This window comes from Immundisolibacter cernigliae, from assembly GCF_001697225.1.
GTDB lineage: Bacteria > Pseudomonadota > Gammaproteobacteria > Immundisolibacterales > Immundisolibacteraceae > Immundisolibacter > Immundisolibacter cernigliae.
Genome location: NZ_CP014671.1, coordinates 80,711 through 99,036 on the forward strand (window position 1 = coordinate 80,711; position 18,326 = coordinate 99,036).

14 protein-coding genes are annotated in these 18,326 nt (G+C 65.2%); 8 read left to right on the plus strand and 6 right to left on the minus strand.

Annotation, left to right across the window (positions count from 1 at the left end; translation table 11 throughout):
* Positions 1–88 precede the first annotated feature (88 nt).
* Together PG2T_RS00490 and PG2T_RS00495 are read left to right on the plus strand one after the other, a co-directional pair.
* The gene (locus PG2T_RS00490) at positions 89–4,582 is read left to right on the plus strand and encodes an AAA domain-containing protein (protein WP_068802337.1); all 4,494 of its coding nucleotides are present in this window, start codon (positions 89–91) and stop codon (positions 4,580–4,582) included.
* Between the two features lie 8 nt (positions 4,583–4,590).
* Positions 4,591–5,148, plus strand: a complete 558-nt coding sequence (locus PG2T_RS00495) for a DnaJ domain-containing protein (RefSeq protein ID WP_158513109.1) — start codon at positions 4,591–4,593, stop codon at positions 5,146–5,148.
* 212 nt (positions 5,149–5,360) lie between these two features.
* Here the strand turns inward: PG2T_RS00495 and PG2T_RS15865 are convergent, their stop codons facing one another.
* Complete coding sequence (locus PG2T_RS15865) at positions 5,361–5,825, minus strand: hypothetical protein (protein ID WP_075968109.1); 465 nt, start codon at positions 5,823–5,825, stop codon at positions 5,361–5,363.
* 116 nt (positions 5,826–5,941) lie between these two features.
* On the opposite strand from PG2T_RS15865, the gene PG2T_RS00500 reads away from it, so the two are divergent.
* Positions 5,942–6,925 (plus strand): IS5 family transposase, encoded by a 984-nt coding sequence (locus PG2T_RS00500; RefSeq protein ID WP_068802296.1) that lies wholly within the window; start codon positions 5,942–5,944, stop codon positions 6,923–6,925.
* Between the two features lie 320 nt (positions 6,926–7,245).
* Here the strand turns inward: PG2T_RS00500 and PG2T_RS00505 are convergent, their stop codons facing one another.
* Positions 7,246–8,697: an NAD-dependent succinate-semialdehyde dehydrogenase gene (locus PG2T_RS00505; RefSeq protein ID WP_068807465.1), complete on the minus strand. Its 1,452-nt coding sequence runs from the start codon at positions 8,695–8,697 to the stop codon at positions 7,246–7,248.
* 100 nt (positions 8,698–8,797) lie between these two features.
* Here PG2T_RS00505 and PG2T_RS00510 point away from each other — a divergent pair, with 100 nt between their 5' ends.
* The 5 genes from PG2T_RS00510 (at position 8,798) to PG2T_RS15870 (ending at position 13,251) form a co-directional block, all read left to right on the plus strand.
* On the plus strand, positions 8,798–9,937 hold the full coding sequence (locus PG2T_RS00510) for a thiamine pyrophosphate-dependent enzyme (RefSeq protein WP_068802339.1): 1,140 nt from the start codon (positions 8,798–8,800) through the stop codon (positions 9,935–9,937).
* Positions 9,934–10,929 (plus strand): alpha-ketoacid dehydrogenase subunit beta, encoded by a 996-nt coding sequence (locus PG2T_RS00515; RefSeq protein ID WP_068802340.1) that lies wholly within the window; start codon positions 9,934–9,936, stop codon positions 10,927–10,929. The genes PG2T_RS00510 and PG2T_RS00515 overlap by 4 nt, the downstream gene beginning before the upstream one ends.
* Positions 10,930–10,941: 12 nt before the next feature.
* Positions 10,942–12,165, plus strand: coding sequence for a dihydrolipoamide acetyltransferase family protein (locus tag PG2T_RS00520; protein ID WP_068802341.1), 1,224 nt, complete (start codon positions 10,942–10,944; stop codon positions 12,163–12,165).
* 176 nt (positions 12,166–12,341) lie between these two features.
* Complete coding sequence (locus PG2T_RS00525; protein WP_068802342.1) at positions 12,342–13,013, plus strand: nucleotidyltransferase family protein; 672 nt, start codon at positions 12,342–12,344, stop codon at positions 13,011–13,013.
* Position 13,014: 1 nt separating this feature from the next.
* Positions 13,015–13,251 carry a hypothetical protein gene (locus tag PG2T_RS15870; protein WP_145930941.1) on the plus strand — a complete coding sequence of 79 codons (237 nt, stop codon included), beginning with the start codon at positions 13,015–13,017 and terminating at the stop codon, positions 13,249–13,251.
* A 91-nt stretch (positions 13,252–13,342) separates the two neighbouring features.
* On the opposite strand, the gene PG2T_RS00530 is transcribed toward PG2T_RS15870, so the two are convergent.
* The 4 genes from PG2T_RS00530 to PG2T_RS00545 all read right to left on the minus strand — a co-directional run bounded on the left by PG2T_RS00530 (position 13,343) and on the right by PG2T_RS00545 (position 18,320).
* The gene (locus tag PG2T_RS00530) at positions 13,343–14,140 is read right to left on the minus strand and encodes an ABC transporter ATP-binding protein (protein ID WP_068802343.1); all 798 of its coding nucleotides are present in this window, start codon (positions 14,138–14,140) and stop codon (positions 13,343–13,345) included.
* 65 nt (positions 14,141–14,205) lie between these two features.
* A complete protein-coding gene (gene ntrB, locus PG2T_RS00535; protein WP_068802344.1) occupies positions 14,206–15,120 on the minus strand; it encodes a nitrate ABC transporter permease in 915 nt (304 codons plus the stop codon).
* Positions 15,121–15,123: 3 nt separating this feature from the next.
* Positions 15,124–16,428: a CmpA/NrtA family ABC transporter substrate-binding protein gene (locus PG2T_RS00540; protein WP_083214666.1), complete on the minus strand. Its 1,305-nt coding sequence runs from the start codon at positions 16,426–16,428 to the stop codon at positions 15,124–15,126.
* A gap of 197 nt (positions 16,429–16,625) precedes the next feature.
* Entirely contained in the window at positions 16,626–18,320 is a 1,695-nt protein-coding gene (locus PG2T_RS00545) for a bifunctional protein-serine/threonine kinase/phosphatase (RefSeq protein ID WP_068802345.1), read from the minus strand.
* Between the last annotated feature and the right edge of the window lie 6 nt (positions 18,321–18,326).

An 18,326-nucleotide genomic window follows, 5' to 3' on the forward strand; every position in this document is an offset into this window, starting at 1 on the left:
TCGGTGAAGACGTTCAAGTGACACAAATAAGGAGTACCGCACGTGCCCCGTCCGCTTCAATCAAGTCAAGCCAAGGAGGCGCAACGAAATGACTGAGGGCGCACCCCTCATTCTCGACCTGCTCAACTACATCGAGCAGGTCGAGAAGCTGAAGACCAAACCTGCCTTCTGCGTCCCGGACGACTACTTCGTTGCCTACCAGCACGAACTCAAGGGGCTGCCAGAACTCCAGTTCAACCTGCAGGTGGAAGGCGATGACGTGTGGCTACGCATCCCTCGATTACGGGAAATAGCGGCGCCGGACCTGGATGAGAAGCTCGAACCCTGGGTCACGTTACCGAAAAGCCCAGAGAAGAGCCCGGAGATCAAGGGAGAGGCCGTGACCTATGACGGCCAGCGTGAAGTCGCGCGGGCGCAGTTGACGGACCACCCGGAAATCCAAGAACTCTTTGACTGGTACGTCGAGAACCAATGGGAGCCCTGGGCGGCAGCCGAGCGCCCGCGGCGCAAAACCATCGCTCGATACAACAAGCTTTTTTCGCTGCAGCAGGCCATCGCATCGGAGGGCGCCGAGACGCCGCTCGAACTGGTCTGGGGCATTGGCTACGCGGCGTGGAAGAAGGAAGGTTTCGCGACGCCGCTGAAGCATCCATTGCTGGTGCAATCCTGCGAAATTGCGCTCAACGAGAAGACCTTCGACCTTGAGGTTCGTCCTCGCGATGTCGAGCCGCGTCTTGAGGCGGACTGCTACGCGGCGATGGAGTTGCCCGGCGTGCGACAACTGGAGGCGTATTGGCGCAGCGCCCTGGACACCGGTGCCCTGGACACCGGCGCCCATCGCGTCAATCCATTCGAGGCATCAACGTTTGATGGCACGCTCAAGGCCGCGGTCGGCTATCTCGACCCCACCGGCGCTTACGAGGTCAGGACCGACGATGTAACGCCACCGACGCCCAGTGACAAGCTCAAGATTACGAACACCTGGGTTCTATTCGGTCGCAAACGTTCTGGCGACATCTTCCTTGAGGACATCCGACGCCTGAAGAAGTCGGTCGAGGAAGCCACGGAATTGCCGAACGTCATTCGCAGCTTTGTCGAGCGCGGTGACAACACTGTTCGAGTTCGTCCGGAGCAGCCATTCCGTGGCCTGTCGTCCAGCGACAGCCCATCAGGCGCCTTCGAACTGTATTTCCCGATGGCCTACAACGACGAGCAGGTCGCCATCGTCCAGAAGCTCGCGAACAATGACGGCGTTGTCGTTCAAGGCCCCCCGGGCACGGGCAAAACCCACACGATTGCCAACGTCATCTGTCACTACCTGGCCCAAGGCAAGCGAGTCCTGGTGACGGCCAAGAGCGAGTCAGCCCTGGCCGTGCTGCAGGACAAACTTCCCGAACGCATTCGACCGCTCAGCGTCGCGCTGCTATCGGATGAGCGCGATGGTATGAAGCAGTTCGAGCACTCCATCCAGACGATTGCGTCGAGCGTCGCGGCCCTCAACCCAACCCACGCCTCGGCTGTCATCGCGGCGGCCGAGGAGAAGCTGAACCAGCTCCACGCCAAAATTGCCCATGTGGACCACACCGTCGCCGACTATGCGGGCAAGCACATGCGCAACTACTCATTCCAGGGCAAGGAGGTAACGCCGGAAGAGATGGCCAAACTGGTGCTCGACCATGCAGAGGAGCATCAGTGGTTCGATGACGCGCCGCCCCCGACGCAGGATGGCGTGCTGCCCTTCGACGACGCTGACATCTGCGCACTTCGGCAAGCTCGCATCAAGGTTGGTAAGAATCTGGTCTACCTTGGGTGTTCACTGCCAGCCCAGGACGAGTTCCCCTCGTGGTCGGACTTGCTCGGGCTGCATCGAGACCTTGTCAAGGCCAAGTCCATCGACGACAGCGTGACCCAAGGCAACATTCTTGGGCTGGTCGATACGCGGCTGGAAACCTTCGAGAAGGCGCAGGCGCTGCTCAAGTTCCTCGAGGACCGCCAAGCGCTCATGGCAAAGGTGGCTGGCGCACGAAGGCCCTGGCTCGACGAGTTGGGCAAGCGCATTGCAGACACGCGGCAGGGCGATCCGGCACTCCATGCCCTGCTCGCCATCTGCGGCGACGTGCGTCACCTTGAGCAACGACGTCTCGAGTTGCTGGCCACAGCGGTGGACGTTCCCGCCGATGCCGAACGGCACAAGGACTTCACAGAGGCCGTCGGCCGTTTGGTTGCCGGCAAGAGCGCGTTTGCACTGCCCTTCGGCCAGAGCGAGGCGCGCAAGATGGTCGCCGCGGTCACCGTCCTTGGCATTCCACCGGCATCCAAGGGTGACTGGGAGCTAGCCCAACAAACACTCGCTTGGCGCACTGAGGCCCGCAAGGCCGTGGCACGGTGGACAGCACTGTCCGGTGAGTTCGGGCTGGAGGCGCTCGACGCGAACCTGGATGCCGCCTTCAAGCAGGTGATGTCTTGGCAGGCGAGCATTGAGGCCGTGCGGCATCTGACCATCGTGTTCGACGCCAGTCTGCACACACGGCTTGAAGAAGTCTTCGGCAAAACGACCGCCAACCGGATGTGGGACGGAGGCGAGGGTTTCGTGACTACGGCCTCCGCCAGCCTGCACGCACACGTCGACAAGGGGCGCCTGGCCTACGCGATGACACGGGTTCAGGAGTTGGTGCGAAAGCTCGAGGGCCGCAGTGGAAGCATCGTCGATGAATTGCGATGTTTCCTGACCGAGTCCCTGGGCGGGGCATCGACCGACGAGTCGGCCTTGCAGGCCACTTGGCTCGCGTTACAGGCCGAGTTGTCTCACCTGACCACCCTTCGGCCGGCGTTCGAGGACATCGCGCGAGTGGCTGACGCCATTGAGGCGGCCGGCGCCGTTCAGTGGGCAAATCGCGTACGGACGCAGGTCGCAGCCTCGGACCTCGACGCGATAGTTCCGGTGAAGTGGCGCGAGGCTTGGAACTGGCGACTGGCCGTGACGTTTCTGGACCGTATCGACGGACACCAGAGGCTGCGCGAGCTGTTCGAAGAGCGTAAGGCGCTAACCACCGCGCTGGCGCGCACGTACCAAGACCTGGTGGCAGAGAAAACCTGGCTGGGCGTGTTCAACAACTCACCGGACAGCGTGCGGCAGGCGCTGCAGACCTATCTGAACGCAGTGCAGGCAATGGGTGGCGGCAATGGTGTGAGGGCCATCCGGCACCGCAGGACTGCACGCAACGCCATGCAGCGAGCCTACCAAGCGGTTCCTTGTTGGGTATTACCACAGTGGCGCGTATCCGAAACCATTCCAGCTGAAGTGGGCCTGTTTGATCTCGTTGTGATCGATGAGGCTTCGCAATCGGACATCTGGGCACTGCCAGCGCTATTGCGGGGCAAGAAACTACTGGTCGTCGGTGACCACAAACAGGTCTCGCCGTTGGCCATAGGCACGGCGGAAGAGAAAATCAAGGAGCTCAGCCGCCGATTCCTGGCCAACCAGCCTCACGGCTCGGAGATGACTCCAGGCAAGTCCATCTACGATCTTGCACGCGTGGTGTTCGCAGGCAACTCCGTGATGCTTAAAGAACACTTCCGCTGCGTGCCAGCCATCATCGAATTCTCGAACCGGGAGTTCTACGAGAACGACATCCGGGCCTTGCGCGTTCCGAAGGCGAACGAGCGCCTCGACCCGCCGCTAGTTGATGTGTTCGTCAAGGGCGGTTTCCGCCAAGGGGATGTGAACCGTCCCGAAGCCAAGGCAATCGTCGACGAAATCGAAGCCATCCTGGCCGATCCCCAGTTCGACGGGCGCAGCATCGGCGTCGTGACGCTGCTCGGTACCGCCCAGGCGGCCCACATCCACGAGCTCGTGAGCGAGCGCATTTCGCCGGTCGACGTCGTGGGTCGCCAGATTGCGATCGGTCCGCCGCCTGTATTCCAGGGGCGTGAGCGCGACATCATGCTGGTGTCAATGGTTCTTGGCCCCGGGAACCGGGCTGCTTTGGACCGCCCCGACATGAACCAGCGTTTCAACGTGGCGCTGTCGCGTGCCCGTGACCGCATGTACCTGTTCCGTTCGGTGGTTGAAACCGACTTCCAACCGAATTCCCTCAACAGCCGGGTGATGCGCCATTTCAAGCAGCCGTTCCGACAGGACGTACGCAGGGTCCAATCGCTGCGCGAAAAATGCGAGTCGGGGTTCGAGTTGGAGATGTTCGACGAGCTTGTCAAGCGCGGATTCCGCGTCGAGCCGCAAGTGCCCAGTGGGGGCTATCGTATCGACTTTGTCGTCGAGGGCAACGAGGGCCGCCGCCTGGCCATCGAATGTGATGGCGACCGCTTCCACGGACCTGGACAGTGGCACGACGACATGGCACGTCAACGGGTTTTAGAGCGTGCCGGCTGGACGTTCTGGCGCTGTTTCGCATCGAGCTTCGTGCGTCGCCGCGATGCGATCATCAACGAATTGCTGCAAACCTTGGAGCGCATGGGGATCGAGCCGCTCGGCTCAGAGTCTGCCGACAACACCGCATGGGTGCATTACAAGGAAGTCGACCCGTACGGCGTGGAAGAACAACGCGAAGTGGCGTTGGAATGACCCGTCCCTTGACGCGCCACACCATTGCGGAACTGGAGAAGTTGTTCGCCTCGTCAAAGGAAGACGACAGAGTACTTGAACATCTTGCGCACGAGCTCCAGTTTCGCCAGGCACCGCGAGCAATTGAGCTGCTGCGAGAGGTTCAAGCGGCCTTGTCGGAGACAGAACCGTCGGCGGGGAAACCGAGGTTGGACACTACCGGTCCGGTGCAGCATCGGCTGGATATGGGAGAGGCTGCGTCCTCTGGGATACCGCCGACGCCTGCGGTCAAACCTATTGCGTCTGGTGGGGCCAGCGACTCTATGAAGCTGCCGGTCGCCCTGGCCACGCATCCAAATCGCCCAGCACTCACGATGACCGTTGAAGACGCCTACAAGATACTCGGGGTGACGCAGACCTCTACATGGGAATCAATCGAGCAGATACGACGCCAATTGGTTCAGCGGGCGCATCCGGAGCACCTTGCGCCCATGAGCAAGGAGAAACGTGCGCAGACGCAGGTCGAGGCCAAGCGGGTCAATGCGGCCTATTCAGTGCTGATACAGCACAGAACACGGCACTCGTAAATCTTCGGTAGCGGGACATGGGTTGCTCGGGTTCTGCGTGATAGTCCGCGTGGGCACACTGCGCTTTGCCCACCCTACAGGAGGCTGGATCGGCGACGAGCGCGGATCCCAGATCAGTGATCCCCATCCCAAACACGCGATTGTCATGGTTGTTCGCCGTCTAACGCATGAATTAAGCCGACTCGCGAAACGGGTTCGGCCTGAATGAATTATTAGTCATCAATCCACACGACCTCACGGATTATGGCGTCGTTGGCTACCCGGCCAAGAATGACATGCGCTGTGTGAGCATACCCAAGCTCATGGCGAAAGGCGCGAAGCTTACGCTCATCGTATGAAATGTCCTCTCCAGGTTTCTTGAGCTCGAGCACGACATGGTTGTTTACGTCCGTGTTGCGCTCATGCACCAGGATGTCAGGAAATACGGTTGTTGCGCGAATTTCGCGATCTAGAGCTTTGCGAGGTGGCAGCCTGAGCCTTTTTGGATCTCCAAAATGGCGGTTGTACTCGCAGTCCACGGTAAGCGGTGGCTGGATAGCGTCGGAAAGTGCCATGTAATGCGCCAGACGATACGAGAGCGAACGCTCTGTAACATCAAGGTCAAGCAATGCATAGTCGTTCTGCACGAGTAGATCAATTGCAGAATTAACTAAGGTGGCTGCTTCTTCTCGGGTCATCGGCAATATTGCTATTTATAACTAAGGAAACGCTGATTTATTCCCTCCCGTTGGAGGCATGAGACCTTGGTCCTGAGACAATGTGACCTGGTCCGCAGCGGTGGTGAGCAGACGTCATGCAAACGAGCTTTTCCGACCTCGAGTACGCCGGCAAGAAGAAGCAGACGCGCCGCGAGCGCTTCCTGGCGCAGCTGCAGGCGGTGACGCCGTGGGCGCAGCTGGAGGCGGCGCTGGCGCCGTTCTACCCGGCCGGCAAGGGCCCGGGCCGCCCGCCGCTGGGGCTGTCGCGCATGCTGCGCATGTACGTGGCGCAGCAGTGCTTTGGGCTGTCGGACGAGGGCATCGAGGACGCCGTGTACGACAGCCACGCCATCCGCTGCTTCATCGGCATCGACCTGGCCCGCGAGGCGGCGCCGGATGCGACCACGCTGCTGAAGTTCCGCCGCCTGCTGGAAGATCAGGGTCTGAGCCGGGTGATCTTCGAGACGATTCGCGATCACCTGGCCCGCCAGGGCCTGCTGCTGCGTGAGGGCACCCTCGTGGATGCGACGCTGATCGCCGCCCCGCCGTCGACCAAGAACCGCGACCGGGCGCGCGATCCGGACATGCATCAGGCCAAGAAGGGGAACCAGTGGCACTTTGGCATGAAGGCGCACATCGGGGTCGACCTGGACTCGGGGCTGGTGCACACGGTGCTGACCACGCCGGCCAACGTCAACGACGTGACCCAGGCGCACGCCCTGCTGCACGGGCAGGAAACGGACGCGCTGGGCGATGCCGGCTACCAGGGCGTAGCCAAGCGCCCGGAGAATCGGGACACGCCGGTCACCTGGCACGTGGCGCTGCGCCCGGGCGTGCGCCGGGCCCTGCCCGATGACGCGCTGGGCCGCCTGCAGGAACGGATCGAACAGGTCAAGGCGAGCCTGCGGGCCAAGGTCGAGCATCCGTTTCACATCATCAAGAACCTGTTCAAGCACCGCAAGGCGCGTTACCGGGGGCTGGCCAAGAACCAGGCGCAGCTGTTCACGCTGTTCGGCCTGGCCAACGTGGTGATTGCCGGCTGGCGCCTTCGGGCGCGGCACACCCTCCGTGCGTCCTGAGGGAGCCCAAAACCGGAATATCCGGCCAGAACACGCACATTGGCCCGATCCACACCCGAAAACGGGCCGTTTTTCCCCAGGGGCGGTCACGCGTCAGCGCCGTCATGTCCATAGCGCTGGTTTCGGGGGATTGATCAGCGTTTCCCTAAGGAAACGCTGAGAAAAAACCTGATAGGAGCGCAGCTTCGCTGCGCGATGATCGCCCGGCGAAGCCGGGCTCCTACAGTTTTTCGATGGCTCACATAACCAGCAGCGTACAGCCGCCGATCTTGGCAGCGCATCCCTGCGCTGCGTGAAACGCTGAATACTTCCGCGCTCCTTCATGCCCCGCGCGGCACGGTCTGCGCCTCGGCGAACTCGTAGATGCCCTCGGCGCCGCCCTCGCGGCCGAAGCCGGATTGCTTGATGCCGCCGAATGGCGCTTCCGGGGTGGGGCCGGAGCCGGTGTTCCAGCCGACGTGCTGGAACTGCAGCGCCATGATGGAGCGCTGGGCGCGGGCCTCGTCGCGGGTGAATACGTAGGCGGCCAGGCCAAACTCGGTGTCGTTGGCCATGTCCAGCACCTGCGCCTCGGTGTCGAACTCGATCACCGGCACCAGCGGGCCGAAGGTTTCTTCCTTGCAGCAGGCCATGTCGTGGGTCACGCCGCGCACGACGGTGGGAGGGTGAAAGCCGCCCCATTCGGTGTCGATCGGCTTGGCGCCGCCGCCGACCAGCAGGGTCGCGCCCTTGGCCAGGGCGTCCTCGACGTGGAAACGCACTTTCTCGTAGCCGGCGCGGTCCACCAGCGGGCCGATGTCGGTGTCGGTCTCGATGCCGTTGCCCAGCTTGAGCTTGCGCACCCGCGCGACGACTTTTTCCAGGTACGCATCGGCCACGCTGCGCTGCACGTACACGCGGTTGGCACACACGCAGGTCTGGCCGTTGCCGCGGAATTTGCTCGCCATCAGCTGGTCGGCGGCGTGGTCGAGGTCGGCATCCTCATAAACGATGAACGGCGCATTGCCGCCCAGCTCCAGGGTCAGGCGCTTGACCAGCGGCGCGCTTTTTTCGATCAGCTCGCGGCCGACCTCAGTCGAGCCGGTGAAGCTGACCACGGCTACGTCGGGGTGGGTCAGCAGCGCGTCGCCGATCATGCCGGCCGAGCCCATCACCAGATTGGCACGCCCGGCCGGCAGTTTGACCACCCGATCCAGCAGCGTGAACAGGGCCAGCATGGTCAGCGGGGTCTTGGAGGCCGGCTTGATGACGCTGGCGCAGTCGGCGGCGATGGCCGACGACAGCTTCTTGGCGATCATGCCGATCGGGAAGTTCCACGGCACGATCAGGCCGACCACGCCGGCCGGGCGGTACTGCACGGTCCACTCGCAGCCGCGCGGCTTTTCGGCCAGCTTGCGGGGCTTGAGCAGGTCCAGGTGCTCGGCGCAGTAGGCAAAAAAGCCGGCTGCGTAGTCGGCCTCGCCGGCGCCCTCCTTCCACGGCTTGCCGTGCTCCAGGGTCAGGATGCGGCCGATCTCCTCGCGGTGTTCGCGCAGCGCCTGGGCGATGCCGGTCAGCCAGGCATGGCGCTGCTCGAAAGTCGACGGCGTGCGCAGCGCCTGCTTGGCGGCGGTGATGGCGGACAGCACTTCGTCATGGCCCAGCGAGGCCACGTCGGCCAGGTGGTCACCGGTGGCGGGGTTGATGACCTTGAAGGTCTTGCCGGACGCGGCCGCGGTCCAGCGGCCGTCGATGTAAGCGTCCAGATGCGGCAGCAGCGGGGAGTCGATCATGATCCGTCCTTGATAGCCGAAGGCGCCTGCCCGGCGCTGATTGATGTCGATGGCATTATAGGCCGGCCGGTCGTTCGGGCCGGCGGACGAGGAGGCAGCGATGGGACAGCACAAGTGGGCCGAGCAGGCCCCGGACGAGGACTTTTTCCGCATCCTGGCGCCCGATGGCGGGCTGGTCGGGGAGGCGCCGGATCTGGACGACGCCACGCTGCTGCGCATGTACCGCACGCTGGTGCAGACGCGCGCCTACGAGACGCACACCATCCGCATGCAGCGGCGCGGCGAACTGAGCGTGACCGCGCAGTCCATGTACGAGGAAGCCGTGGGCCTGGGCGCCGCGGCGGCGTTGCGGGACGGCGACTGGTGCTTTCCGTCCTACCGGCAGTTCGCGGCGCACCTGTACTGGGGCGTGCCGATGGACCGCACGCTGGCCATCCTGCGCGGCGGTGCGCCCGAGACCGTCGCCGAACATCTGCCGATGGAGCGCCCGCCCGGCGTCACCTTCACCCCCTACGGCGTGATCCTGGGCACCAATGTGCTGAACGGCGCCGGCTCGGCCATGGCCGACAAGCTCAACGGCCGCGACACGGTGACGCTGGCCTTCACCGGCGAGGGCTCGACCAGCGAGGGTGATTTCCACGACGCGCTGAACTTCGCCGCCGTGTTCAAGGCGCCGCTGGTCGTCGTGGTCCACAACAACCAGTGGGCGATTTCCACCCCCGCACACCGCCAGCACGCGGCGCCCACCTTCGCCCACAAGGCGCTGGCGCACGGGCTGCCCGGCGAGCGGGTGGATGGCAACGACGTGCTGGCCATGTACCAGAAGACGCGCGAGGCGGTGGACCGCGCCCGCGCCGGCGGCGGCCCGACGCTGATCGAGGCCGTCACCTACCGCGTGGTGGACCACAACACCTCCGACAGCGCCGAGGTCTACCGCGACCAGGGCCTGGCCGAACACTGGAAGCAGTTCGACCCGCGCCCGCGCTTCGAGGCTTACCTGACGGCCCGCGGCCTGTTCACCGAGGTGCTGCGCGAGCAGTACGAGGCCGAGTGCCTGGCCGAGGTGCAGGCCGCTGCGGCGCGGGCACTGGCCCTGCCGCGCTCGGACCCGATGACCATGTTCGACAGCCAGTTGCAAGGCGATCCGGGCTGGCACCTGCGCCTGCAGCAGCGGGAGCTGGCGGCGGAGCTCAATGGCGCCAATCCGTTCACCAGCATCGACCCGGAGACCCTGGCATGAACGCGCCGACTACCGGAACCACCGATCTGAATCTGGTGCAGGCTGTGAACCAGGCCCTGCGCGACGAGCTGGCGCACGATCCGCGCGTGCGGGTGATGGGCTACGACATCGGCCCGATCGGCGGCGTGTTTCGCGCCACCGAGGGCCTGTACGACACCTTCGGCGGCGAGCGGGTCATCGACACGCCGCTGTCGGAAAACGGCCTCATCGGCGCCGCTGTCGGCATGGCCATGCGCGGCGAACGGCCGGTGGTCGAGATCCAGTTCCTGGGCTTTCTGTACAACGCCTTCGGGCAGTTCGTGTGCCTGATGTCGAACGTGCGCGAGCGCTCGGGGGGCCAGTTCTCGGTGCCGATGACCATCCGCACGCCGTTTGGCGGCGGCATCAAGCCGCTGCAGTTCCATTCCGAATCGACCGAGTCGTACCTGATCCACACGCCCGGCCTGCGCGTGGTATGCCCCAGCACACCGGCCGAGGCCAAGGGCCTGCTGTCGGCCAGCATCCGCTGCGACGACCCGGTGGTGTTTCTGGAACACAGCCGCCTGTATCGGGCATTTCGTGAGGCGGTGCCGGACGCGCCTTATGTGCTGCCGCTCGACCAGGCACGCGTGGTGCGGGAGGGGCGGGACGTGACCGTGCTCGCCTGGGGCGCGATGGTGCATACGGCCCGCCAGGCCATCGACGAGATGGAAGTGGACGCGGAGCTGATCGATCTGCGCGTGCTGGCGCCGCTGGACGTGCGCACCATCCTGGATTCGGTGCGCCGGACCGGTCGCTGCGTCATCGTCCACGAGGCACGGCGCACGCTGGGCCTGGGCGCGGAACTGTCGGCGCTGGTCAACGAGCACGTGTTCGATTGCCTGAAGGCGCCGGTGCGGCGGGTGACGGCGTTTGACGTGCAGTTCCCGGAGAACCAGACCGAGGACTTCTACCTGCCGGACGTGCGGCGCGTGCGCCACGGCATCGAGTCGGTGCTGCAGTACCGGTTTTGAGGAGACTTTCGAATGCGCTTTGAATTTCGTCTGCCCGACGTCGGCGAGGGCATCACTGAATCCGAACTGCTGGCCTGGCACGTGGCGCCCGGGGACGAGGTGCAGGAAGACCAGACCCTGTGTGAGATCGAGACCGACAAGGCGACGGTGGAAATCCCGGCGCCGTGCAGCGGACGGGTGGAACAACTGGCTGCGCAGGTAGGGCAGATCGTCAAGGTCGGCGAAATCCTGGCCGTGTTCGATGCCGAGCGGGCGCCGGCGCAGCAGTTCTCCGGCGAGAAACACGCAGCGCCCGCGATGGCGGTGACACCCGCCGCCGCGCCGCTGGCGCAGCCCGCCGGCCCGGTGCGTGCCGCGCCAAGCACGCGCCGTTACGCGCACCAGCAGGACGTGGACCTGGCCACCGTCACCGGCAGCGGCCCCAAGGGGCGCGTGCTGCGGGAAGACATCGATGCCGCCGTGGCGCGCGTCGCTCGCCCCGCGCCAACACCGGCAGCGGCGCCCTCCCCTGCCATTGCCTCATCGCCAACCCCCGCCGGCGGAGAGCGGCGCTGGCGCCTGTCCGGCGTCGCCAGGGCCATGTACGACAGCATGAGCCGCGCCGCCCACGTGCCGCAGGCGACCACCGGCTTTGCCGTGAACGCCGCCGCCTTCGAGGCCGCCCGCGCACGCCTGGCCGCCCACACCGGCCAGCGCATTTCCTACATCGCGCTGCTGATCAAGGCGCTGATCCCGGCCCTGAAGGCCATGCCGCAGTTCAACGCCAGCATCGACGACCAGACACTCGAAGTCGTCGAAAAACACTACTACCACATCGGCTTTGCCGCCTATACCGATGCGGGTCTGGTAGTTCCCGTGATCCGCGACGCGGAGCGCCTGAACGTGGTGCAGCTGTCGGCCGCCATCGACGAACTGGCCGCCCGCGCCCGTGACCGCAAGCTGGCCCCGGACGACATGCGTGGTGCGACCTTCACCTTGAGCAACTGGGGCAGCCACGGCGGGCAGGACATCTTCGGCACGCCCATCATCAACCCGCCGCAGGTGGCCATCCTGGGGATGGGCCGGGTACGCAGCGAGCCGGTGGTGGTCGACGACAGCCGCATCGAAATCCAGCGCCGCCTGAACCTGGTGCTGTCCTACGACCACCGCCTGATCGACGGCGTGACCGCACTGCGCTTCATGCAGCCGATCCTGGCGACGGTAGAAGACCCGCTGCTGCTGCTGGCGGATGCTTGAAGTCGCGTGGCCGTCGGGCCATGTCACGGTCGTATTTGCTGCGGACAACCGCGGGAGCGCCTCGGGCCGGCCGGTAGCTGACGGACCGCCTGACCTCGACGGGGCCTGCGCCCCAGGCAGCAAACCAGCGTCCCGCGACACGAGTTACGCACGCGGCCGGGGGGTATATTTCCGCCATGCGCAGCGCAATATCCAAGACCAGCATCGATGCCCTCGGAGAGCGGCTTCGCGGCGGCAACCTCTCCGACGACGATCTGCGACAACTCGATTCCTATCGTCGCACCTTCGCCGATGCCTATGAGTCAGTCATCAGCGCAGTGCGCGGCCTCGACCTGGAACCTACGGGTCGGCCGGCGAAATCCACACCCGCAATAGTGGCAAAGCTCAGGCGGGGATCCATCCGTCTGAGCCAGATGCAAGACATTGCCGGTTGCCGTCTGGTCATCGACGACACACTTCACCAGAACCGGGTGATCCATGGATTGACCAGCCTCTTTGATAACACTCTGGTCCATGACCGTAGAGAGATGCCCAATAATGGCTACCGTGGTGTGCACGTTATAGTCGTGATAAATGACCGGGCCGTGGAAATTCAAGTTCGGACGGCCCTTCAACACGTATGGGCCGAACTTTCGGAAAAGCTCTCGGACGTGGTTGGCCCCGATATCAAATACGGGATGGGTGATCCTCTTTGCCTAGAGCTTTTGGAACGGTACTCGCTTTTGATCGCCGCCATTGAGGGCCTTGAGATGGACGCGGCCCCTCAAAAGTTACTTGAAATGAAGCAATATCTTAAGAATAAAATTCAGGCCGCAATTCGCCAGCTGGCCGATTTCACCGGAGGTTAGAATGCTATTTCTCATTGAATATGATCGCCTTCGGGGCCAAGTGATATCGCTCCGGCCTTTCGGCGCGTCAGAGGTTTCTATCGCGCAGGATGCCCGACTGTCACTCGAACTCGATCTAAAAAGAAAGGGCGTCGAGCGGGAAGTCGTGGTACTGGAAGCAAACGATGAAGAGGCATTGCGGCGCACCCATCGTCGTTACTTTGAAACTCTACAGGAGCTTGCAGAATCCCCAAAGTAACGCATTGAAATAAATACGAGGGTGATGCGTCAGCGAAGCACAACGCGACGCCTCGTTGCCGCTACGCCCGGCCAAACAATCCGGCCAGGATTCACGCCGCTCGCGCCGGATGCGCCGCGTGCAAAAAGCGCAGCAGCTCGGCGCGGCAATGTGTGAAGGCGGCGTCCTCGGCCAGGGCCAGGCGCTCGCGCGGGCGGGCCAACGGCACGGTCATGACTTCACCGACGCGGGCGTGCGGGCCGTTGGTGAGCATCACCACCTTGTCCGACAGCAGCACCGCCTCGTCCACGTCGTGGGTGACCAGGATGACGGTCATGCCAAGACTGGCGTGCAGTTCCAGTAGCGCGTCCTGCAGCTGGGCGCGGGTGAGGGCATCCAGGGCGCCGAAGGGTTCGTCCATCAGCAGCACCTTGGGCTGCATGGCCAGCGCCCGGGCGATGCCTACCCGCTGGCGCATACCGCCGGAAATCTCGGCCGGTTTGCGATCGGCGGCGTGCGCCATGTGCACCAGTTCCAGGTGCTGCACGGTCCAGTCGTGGCGCTCGGCCTTGGTCTTGGTTTTGCCGAACACTCGGTCCACCGCCAGGCGCACGTTGTCGTAGGCCGACAGCCACGGCAGCAGGGCGTGGGTCTGGAACACCATGGCCCGATCCGGGCCGGGCTCGGTGACTTCGCGGCCTTCCAGGATCACGCCGCCGCGGCTGGCGGTGTGCAGGCCGGCGATGACGTTCAGCAGCGTCGATTTGCCGCAGCCGGAATGGCCGATCAGTGCCACCACCTCGCCGCGCGCCACTTCGAAACTGGCGCCCTCCAGCACGGTGAGCGGGCCTTTGGGCGTCGGAAAGGTCACGTCGACCCGTTCCACGGCCAGGAATTTCGATTCGTTCATGGTCTGGCTCCCGCAAGAAAAATCGCAACCGTTTTCAACCGCTGCCGGCCTTGAAAACAAAAAAATCAAGGCAATCGACGGGCCAGCAGCAGCAGGGCCTGCTCCAGCAGCAGGCCAACCGCGCCGATGACGAAAATCGCGATCAGGATGTGTTCGACGTTCAGGTTGTTCCACTCGTCCCACACCCAAAAGCCGATACCCACGCCGCCGGTCAGCATCTCGGCAGCGACGATCACCAGCCAGGCGATGCCCACCGACAGGCGCACGCCGGTCAGCACATGCGGCAGGCTGGACGGCAGCAGGATGCGTCTGAACACGGTCCATTCGGACAACCGCAGCACGCGTGCCACGTCCAGATACTCGCGCGGCACCTGCTGCACACCCGACGCGGTGTTGATGATCATCGGCCAGATGCTGCAGATGAAGATGGCGAAGATCGCCGACGGCTCGGCCGACCTGAACAGCAGCAGCCCGATCGGCAGCCAGGCCAGCGGCGATACCGGCCGCAGCAGGCTGATGACCGGCCCGGCGGCATCGCCCAGAAAGCGGAAGCGGCCGATCACGAAGCCAAGCGGAATGCCGACCAGCGCCGCCGCACCAAAACCCAGCGCCACCCGCCGCAGCGAGGCCAGCACGTTCCAGCCGATGCCCTGGTCGTTGGGCGAGTTTCTATAGAACGGATCGCTGAACAGCTCGACCGCCGACACCCAGGTGGCGGCCGGCCCCGGCAGGCGCGTGTTGGCTGCCAGCAGTGACCACAGCGCCACCAGCACCAGCAGGCCGACCGCCGCGGCAATCGCCTGTCTGGCAAAGGCCTGCGCACGCGGGTTCGGACCGCTGGCGCGCAGCCATGCCGGGCCGTGCGGCGCCGGCGGCGTACCGCCGGGCACCGTTGCCGCGCCCGCGGGCGCGGGTTCTGTCGTGGCCGGTGCAAGCACGGGCCCCTGGGCTGCCGACACGAACGGGATAACCGCAGCCATGGCTCAACTCCTGATCTTGAAACTGGCCGCATAGGCGGCCGGGTCGGTGCCGTCCCACACCGTGCCGTCGATGAGCGTGGATTTGCGCAGCGTGTCCTTGGGAACTGCCACGCCCACCGCCGCTGCCGCCTGCGCGTACACGTCGAGGCGGTTCACTTTCTTGGCCACCGCCAGATAGTCCGGGTCGCCGGCCATCAAGCCCCAGCGTTTGTGCTGGGTCAGGAACCACATGCCGTCCGACAGCCAGGGATAGGTGACCTCGCCGTCGCGGAAAAAGCGCATGGGCCTGGCGTCGGTCCATTTCTTGCCCAGGCCGTTCTCGTACTCGCCCAGGATGCGCCCCTTGATGATGTCGACCGGGCAGTTCACATACGACTTGGTGGCCACCGCCTCGGCCATCTCGGCGCGGTTCTCCTGCGCGTCGCACCAGCGGGCGGCGTCCAGGATGGCGGCCGTCATGGCGCGCGCCGTATTGGGGTACTGGGCGACGAACTCGGCGCTGGTGCCGAGCACCTTTTCCGGGTGATCGGGCCAGATTTCCTGGCTGGTGACGGCGGTAAAGCCGATGTCGTCGGCGATGGCGCGCGCGTTCCAGGGCTCGCCCACGCAAAAGCCGTCCATGTTGCCGACGCGCATGTTGGCCACCATCTGCGGTGGCGGCACGACGATGTTCTTGACGTCCCGGAACGGATCGATGCCGTTGGCCGCCAGCCAGTAGTACAGCCACATGGCATGCGTGCCGGTCGGGAAGGTCTGCGCGAAGGTGTAGTCGCGGGCCTTGCCGTCGACCAGCTTTTTCAGACCCGCCCCGTCGGTGACGCCGGCCTTCTTGAGATCGTTCGAGAGCGTGATGGCCTGACCGTTGTTGTTGAGCGTCAGCAGCACGGCCATGTCCTTTTGCGGGCCGCGGGTGCCCAGCTGCACGCCGTAGATCAGGCCGTACAGCACGTGCGCGGCGTCGATCTCGCCATACATCAGCTTGTCGCGCACCGCCGCCCAGGAGGCTTCCTTGGTCGGGGTGATGTTCAGGCCGTATTTCTTGTCGAAACCCTTCAAGGCCGCCATCACCACCGGCGCGCAATCGGTCAGCGGAATGAAGCCGATCTTGAGGTCCGGCTTTTCCGGCGCGTCCGAGCCGGCCGCCCAGGCCGCGCTGCGAATGGCCGACGGCACCAGGTTCAGCAGCGCCGCCGCGCCGGTGGTGACCAGGGCGCCGCGCAGCAGGCTGCGACGGCCCGGATCGACCGGCTGATCGGCCGGCTTGTCCGGGGTAGCGACGGGGCTGCCGGGGATCTTCGAATCGTTCATGCACAGGCTCCTTGCGCTGCTGTGAGGCCAAAAAAAAGCCCGCCGTCACAAGGGTGTGTGACGGCGGGCTCCGTTGCCCGCGACCACCACGCCGTCGGTGGCGTGGGTCGGTCCGTTGGGTGGGTCGTGCAGGCGGCTTCGCTGCCGCACACACGACGCTTACGCTGTTGCTTAAAGCACAACGCGTGCCAGCTGCATCAAGCCCGCGCCAAAAGCACCAGCAGCGCGATCGCCAGCAGCGCGCACAGGCCCTGCCAGAAGCGCAGCGGATTGCGCGCATACAGTGGCTGACGGCGCTGCGGCGCGGTGCCGGCAGCCCCCGAAAGACCGTGTTCCAGATCGCTCACCAGGTCCGCCACGTGGGCGTAGCGGTCGGTGGCCTGCACCGCCGTGGCGCGCGCGAGCACCGAATCGAGCCAGGCCGGCAGCTCGGGCCGGTAGTGCGCCAGCGGCTGACGGCGCGCAAAGCGCGGCCGGGCGAAGGCCTCGGTCTCGCCGTACGGGTAATGCCCGCTGAACATGCGGTACAGCGTGACGCCCAACGCGTACACGTCGGTGCGCTCGTCGCCGGCATTGCCCTCGAACAGCTCCGGCGCCAGGTAGCTGGGTGTGCCGGGGATGTCCTCGTCGGGCGTGCTCTCCAGACCCGGCAGGCGCGCCACGCCCAGATCGAGCAGTTTCAGCCCGCCACCGGCCAGCAACAGCACGTTGTCGGGCTTGATATCGCGGTGCACGATGCGCCGCCGGTGCAGGGCATCCACCGCCCGCCCGAGCTGGCTGGCGATGGCCACGCCCTCGGCCAGCTCCAGCGGACTGCGCCGGAGGCGTTGCTCCAGCGTTTCGCCGACGTAGAACGGCATCACCGAATACAGGCGCGTCTGGCGATCGGGCGCCAGCTCGATGACCTCCGCCACGTAGGGACTGCGCACCTGCGCCGCCACCGCCGCCTCGCGCAGAAAGGCATGCCGGTAGATGTCCTCGCCTTCCAGGCGCGGATGCGGGAACTTGAGCGCCACCTGGCGTGGCTCGCGCGTGTCCTGGGCCCGGAACAGCCGGCTGTAGCGGCCGTCCGAGATCTGCTCCAGCAGCACGAAGCCGTCCACTTCGTCGTCCACCTTCGGCAGCGGCAACAGTGGCAAAGCCGCCAGGGTGGCCTCAAGACCCGTCTGATCCAGCGGCGGCAGCGCCAGCACGTCCAGCACCAGCGCCGTGACGTTGTCGCGGCTGCCGGCCTCCAGCGCCGCCGCGACGATGTCGGCCGCACTTGCCTGTGGATCCCCGCGGGTCGCCAGCAGGGCTTCGATGCGCCGGTCCGGCAGCGTGCCGTGCACCCCATCCGTACACAGCAGGTAACGGTCATGCACGCGCAGCTCGTGCCGGCTGGCGTCGGCGCGCACGTTGTCTTCCAGCGCCACGGCGCGCAGCAATACGTGCTGCAGGTCCGGATGATCGTGGGCGTGATCGGTGGTCACCCGGTGCAGGCTCGCGTCGCGCAGCCGGTACACGCGGCTGTCGCCGACGTGCAGCACGTAGCCCTCGCGCCCGCGCAGCAGCAGGGCGCTGAAGGTGGTCGCCATGCCGCGCAGGGCGGTGTTCTGTCGCGCCAGGCCGTGCAGCCAGCGGTTGATGGCCTGCAGAGCACGGCCGGCGGCGCGTTCCGTGCCCAGCGTCGCCGGCAGCCCGAAGTAGCCGTCCAGAAACCCGCGAACCGCCGTTTCGGCGGCCAATCGACCGCCCGGACCGCCGCCAACGCCGTCGGCAATCACAGCCGCGAACTCGTACCCGCCGCGACTGCCGGCAGGCCGGTCGGCGGCGACGAAATCCTCGTTCTGCGGCCGACGACCGGTCTGGCTGACCAGGCCGACGCCGACCTCCAGCCGCTCCCTACTCATGCGAAG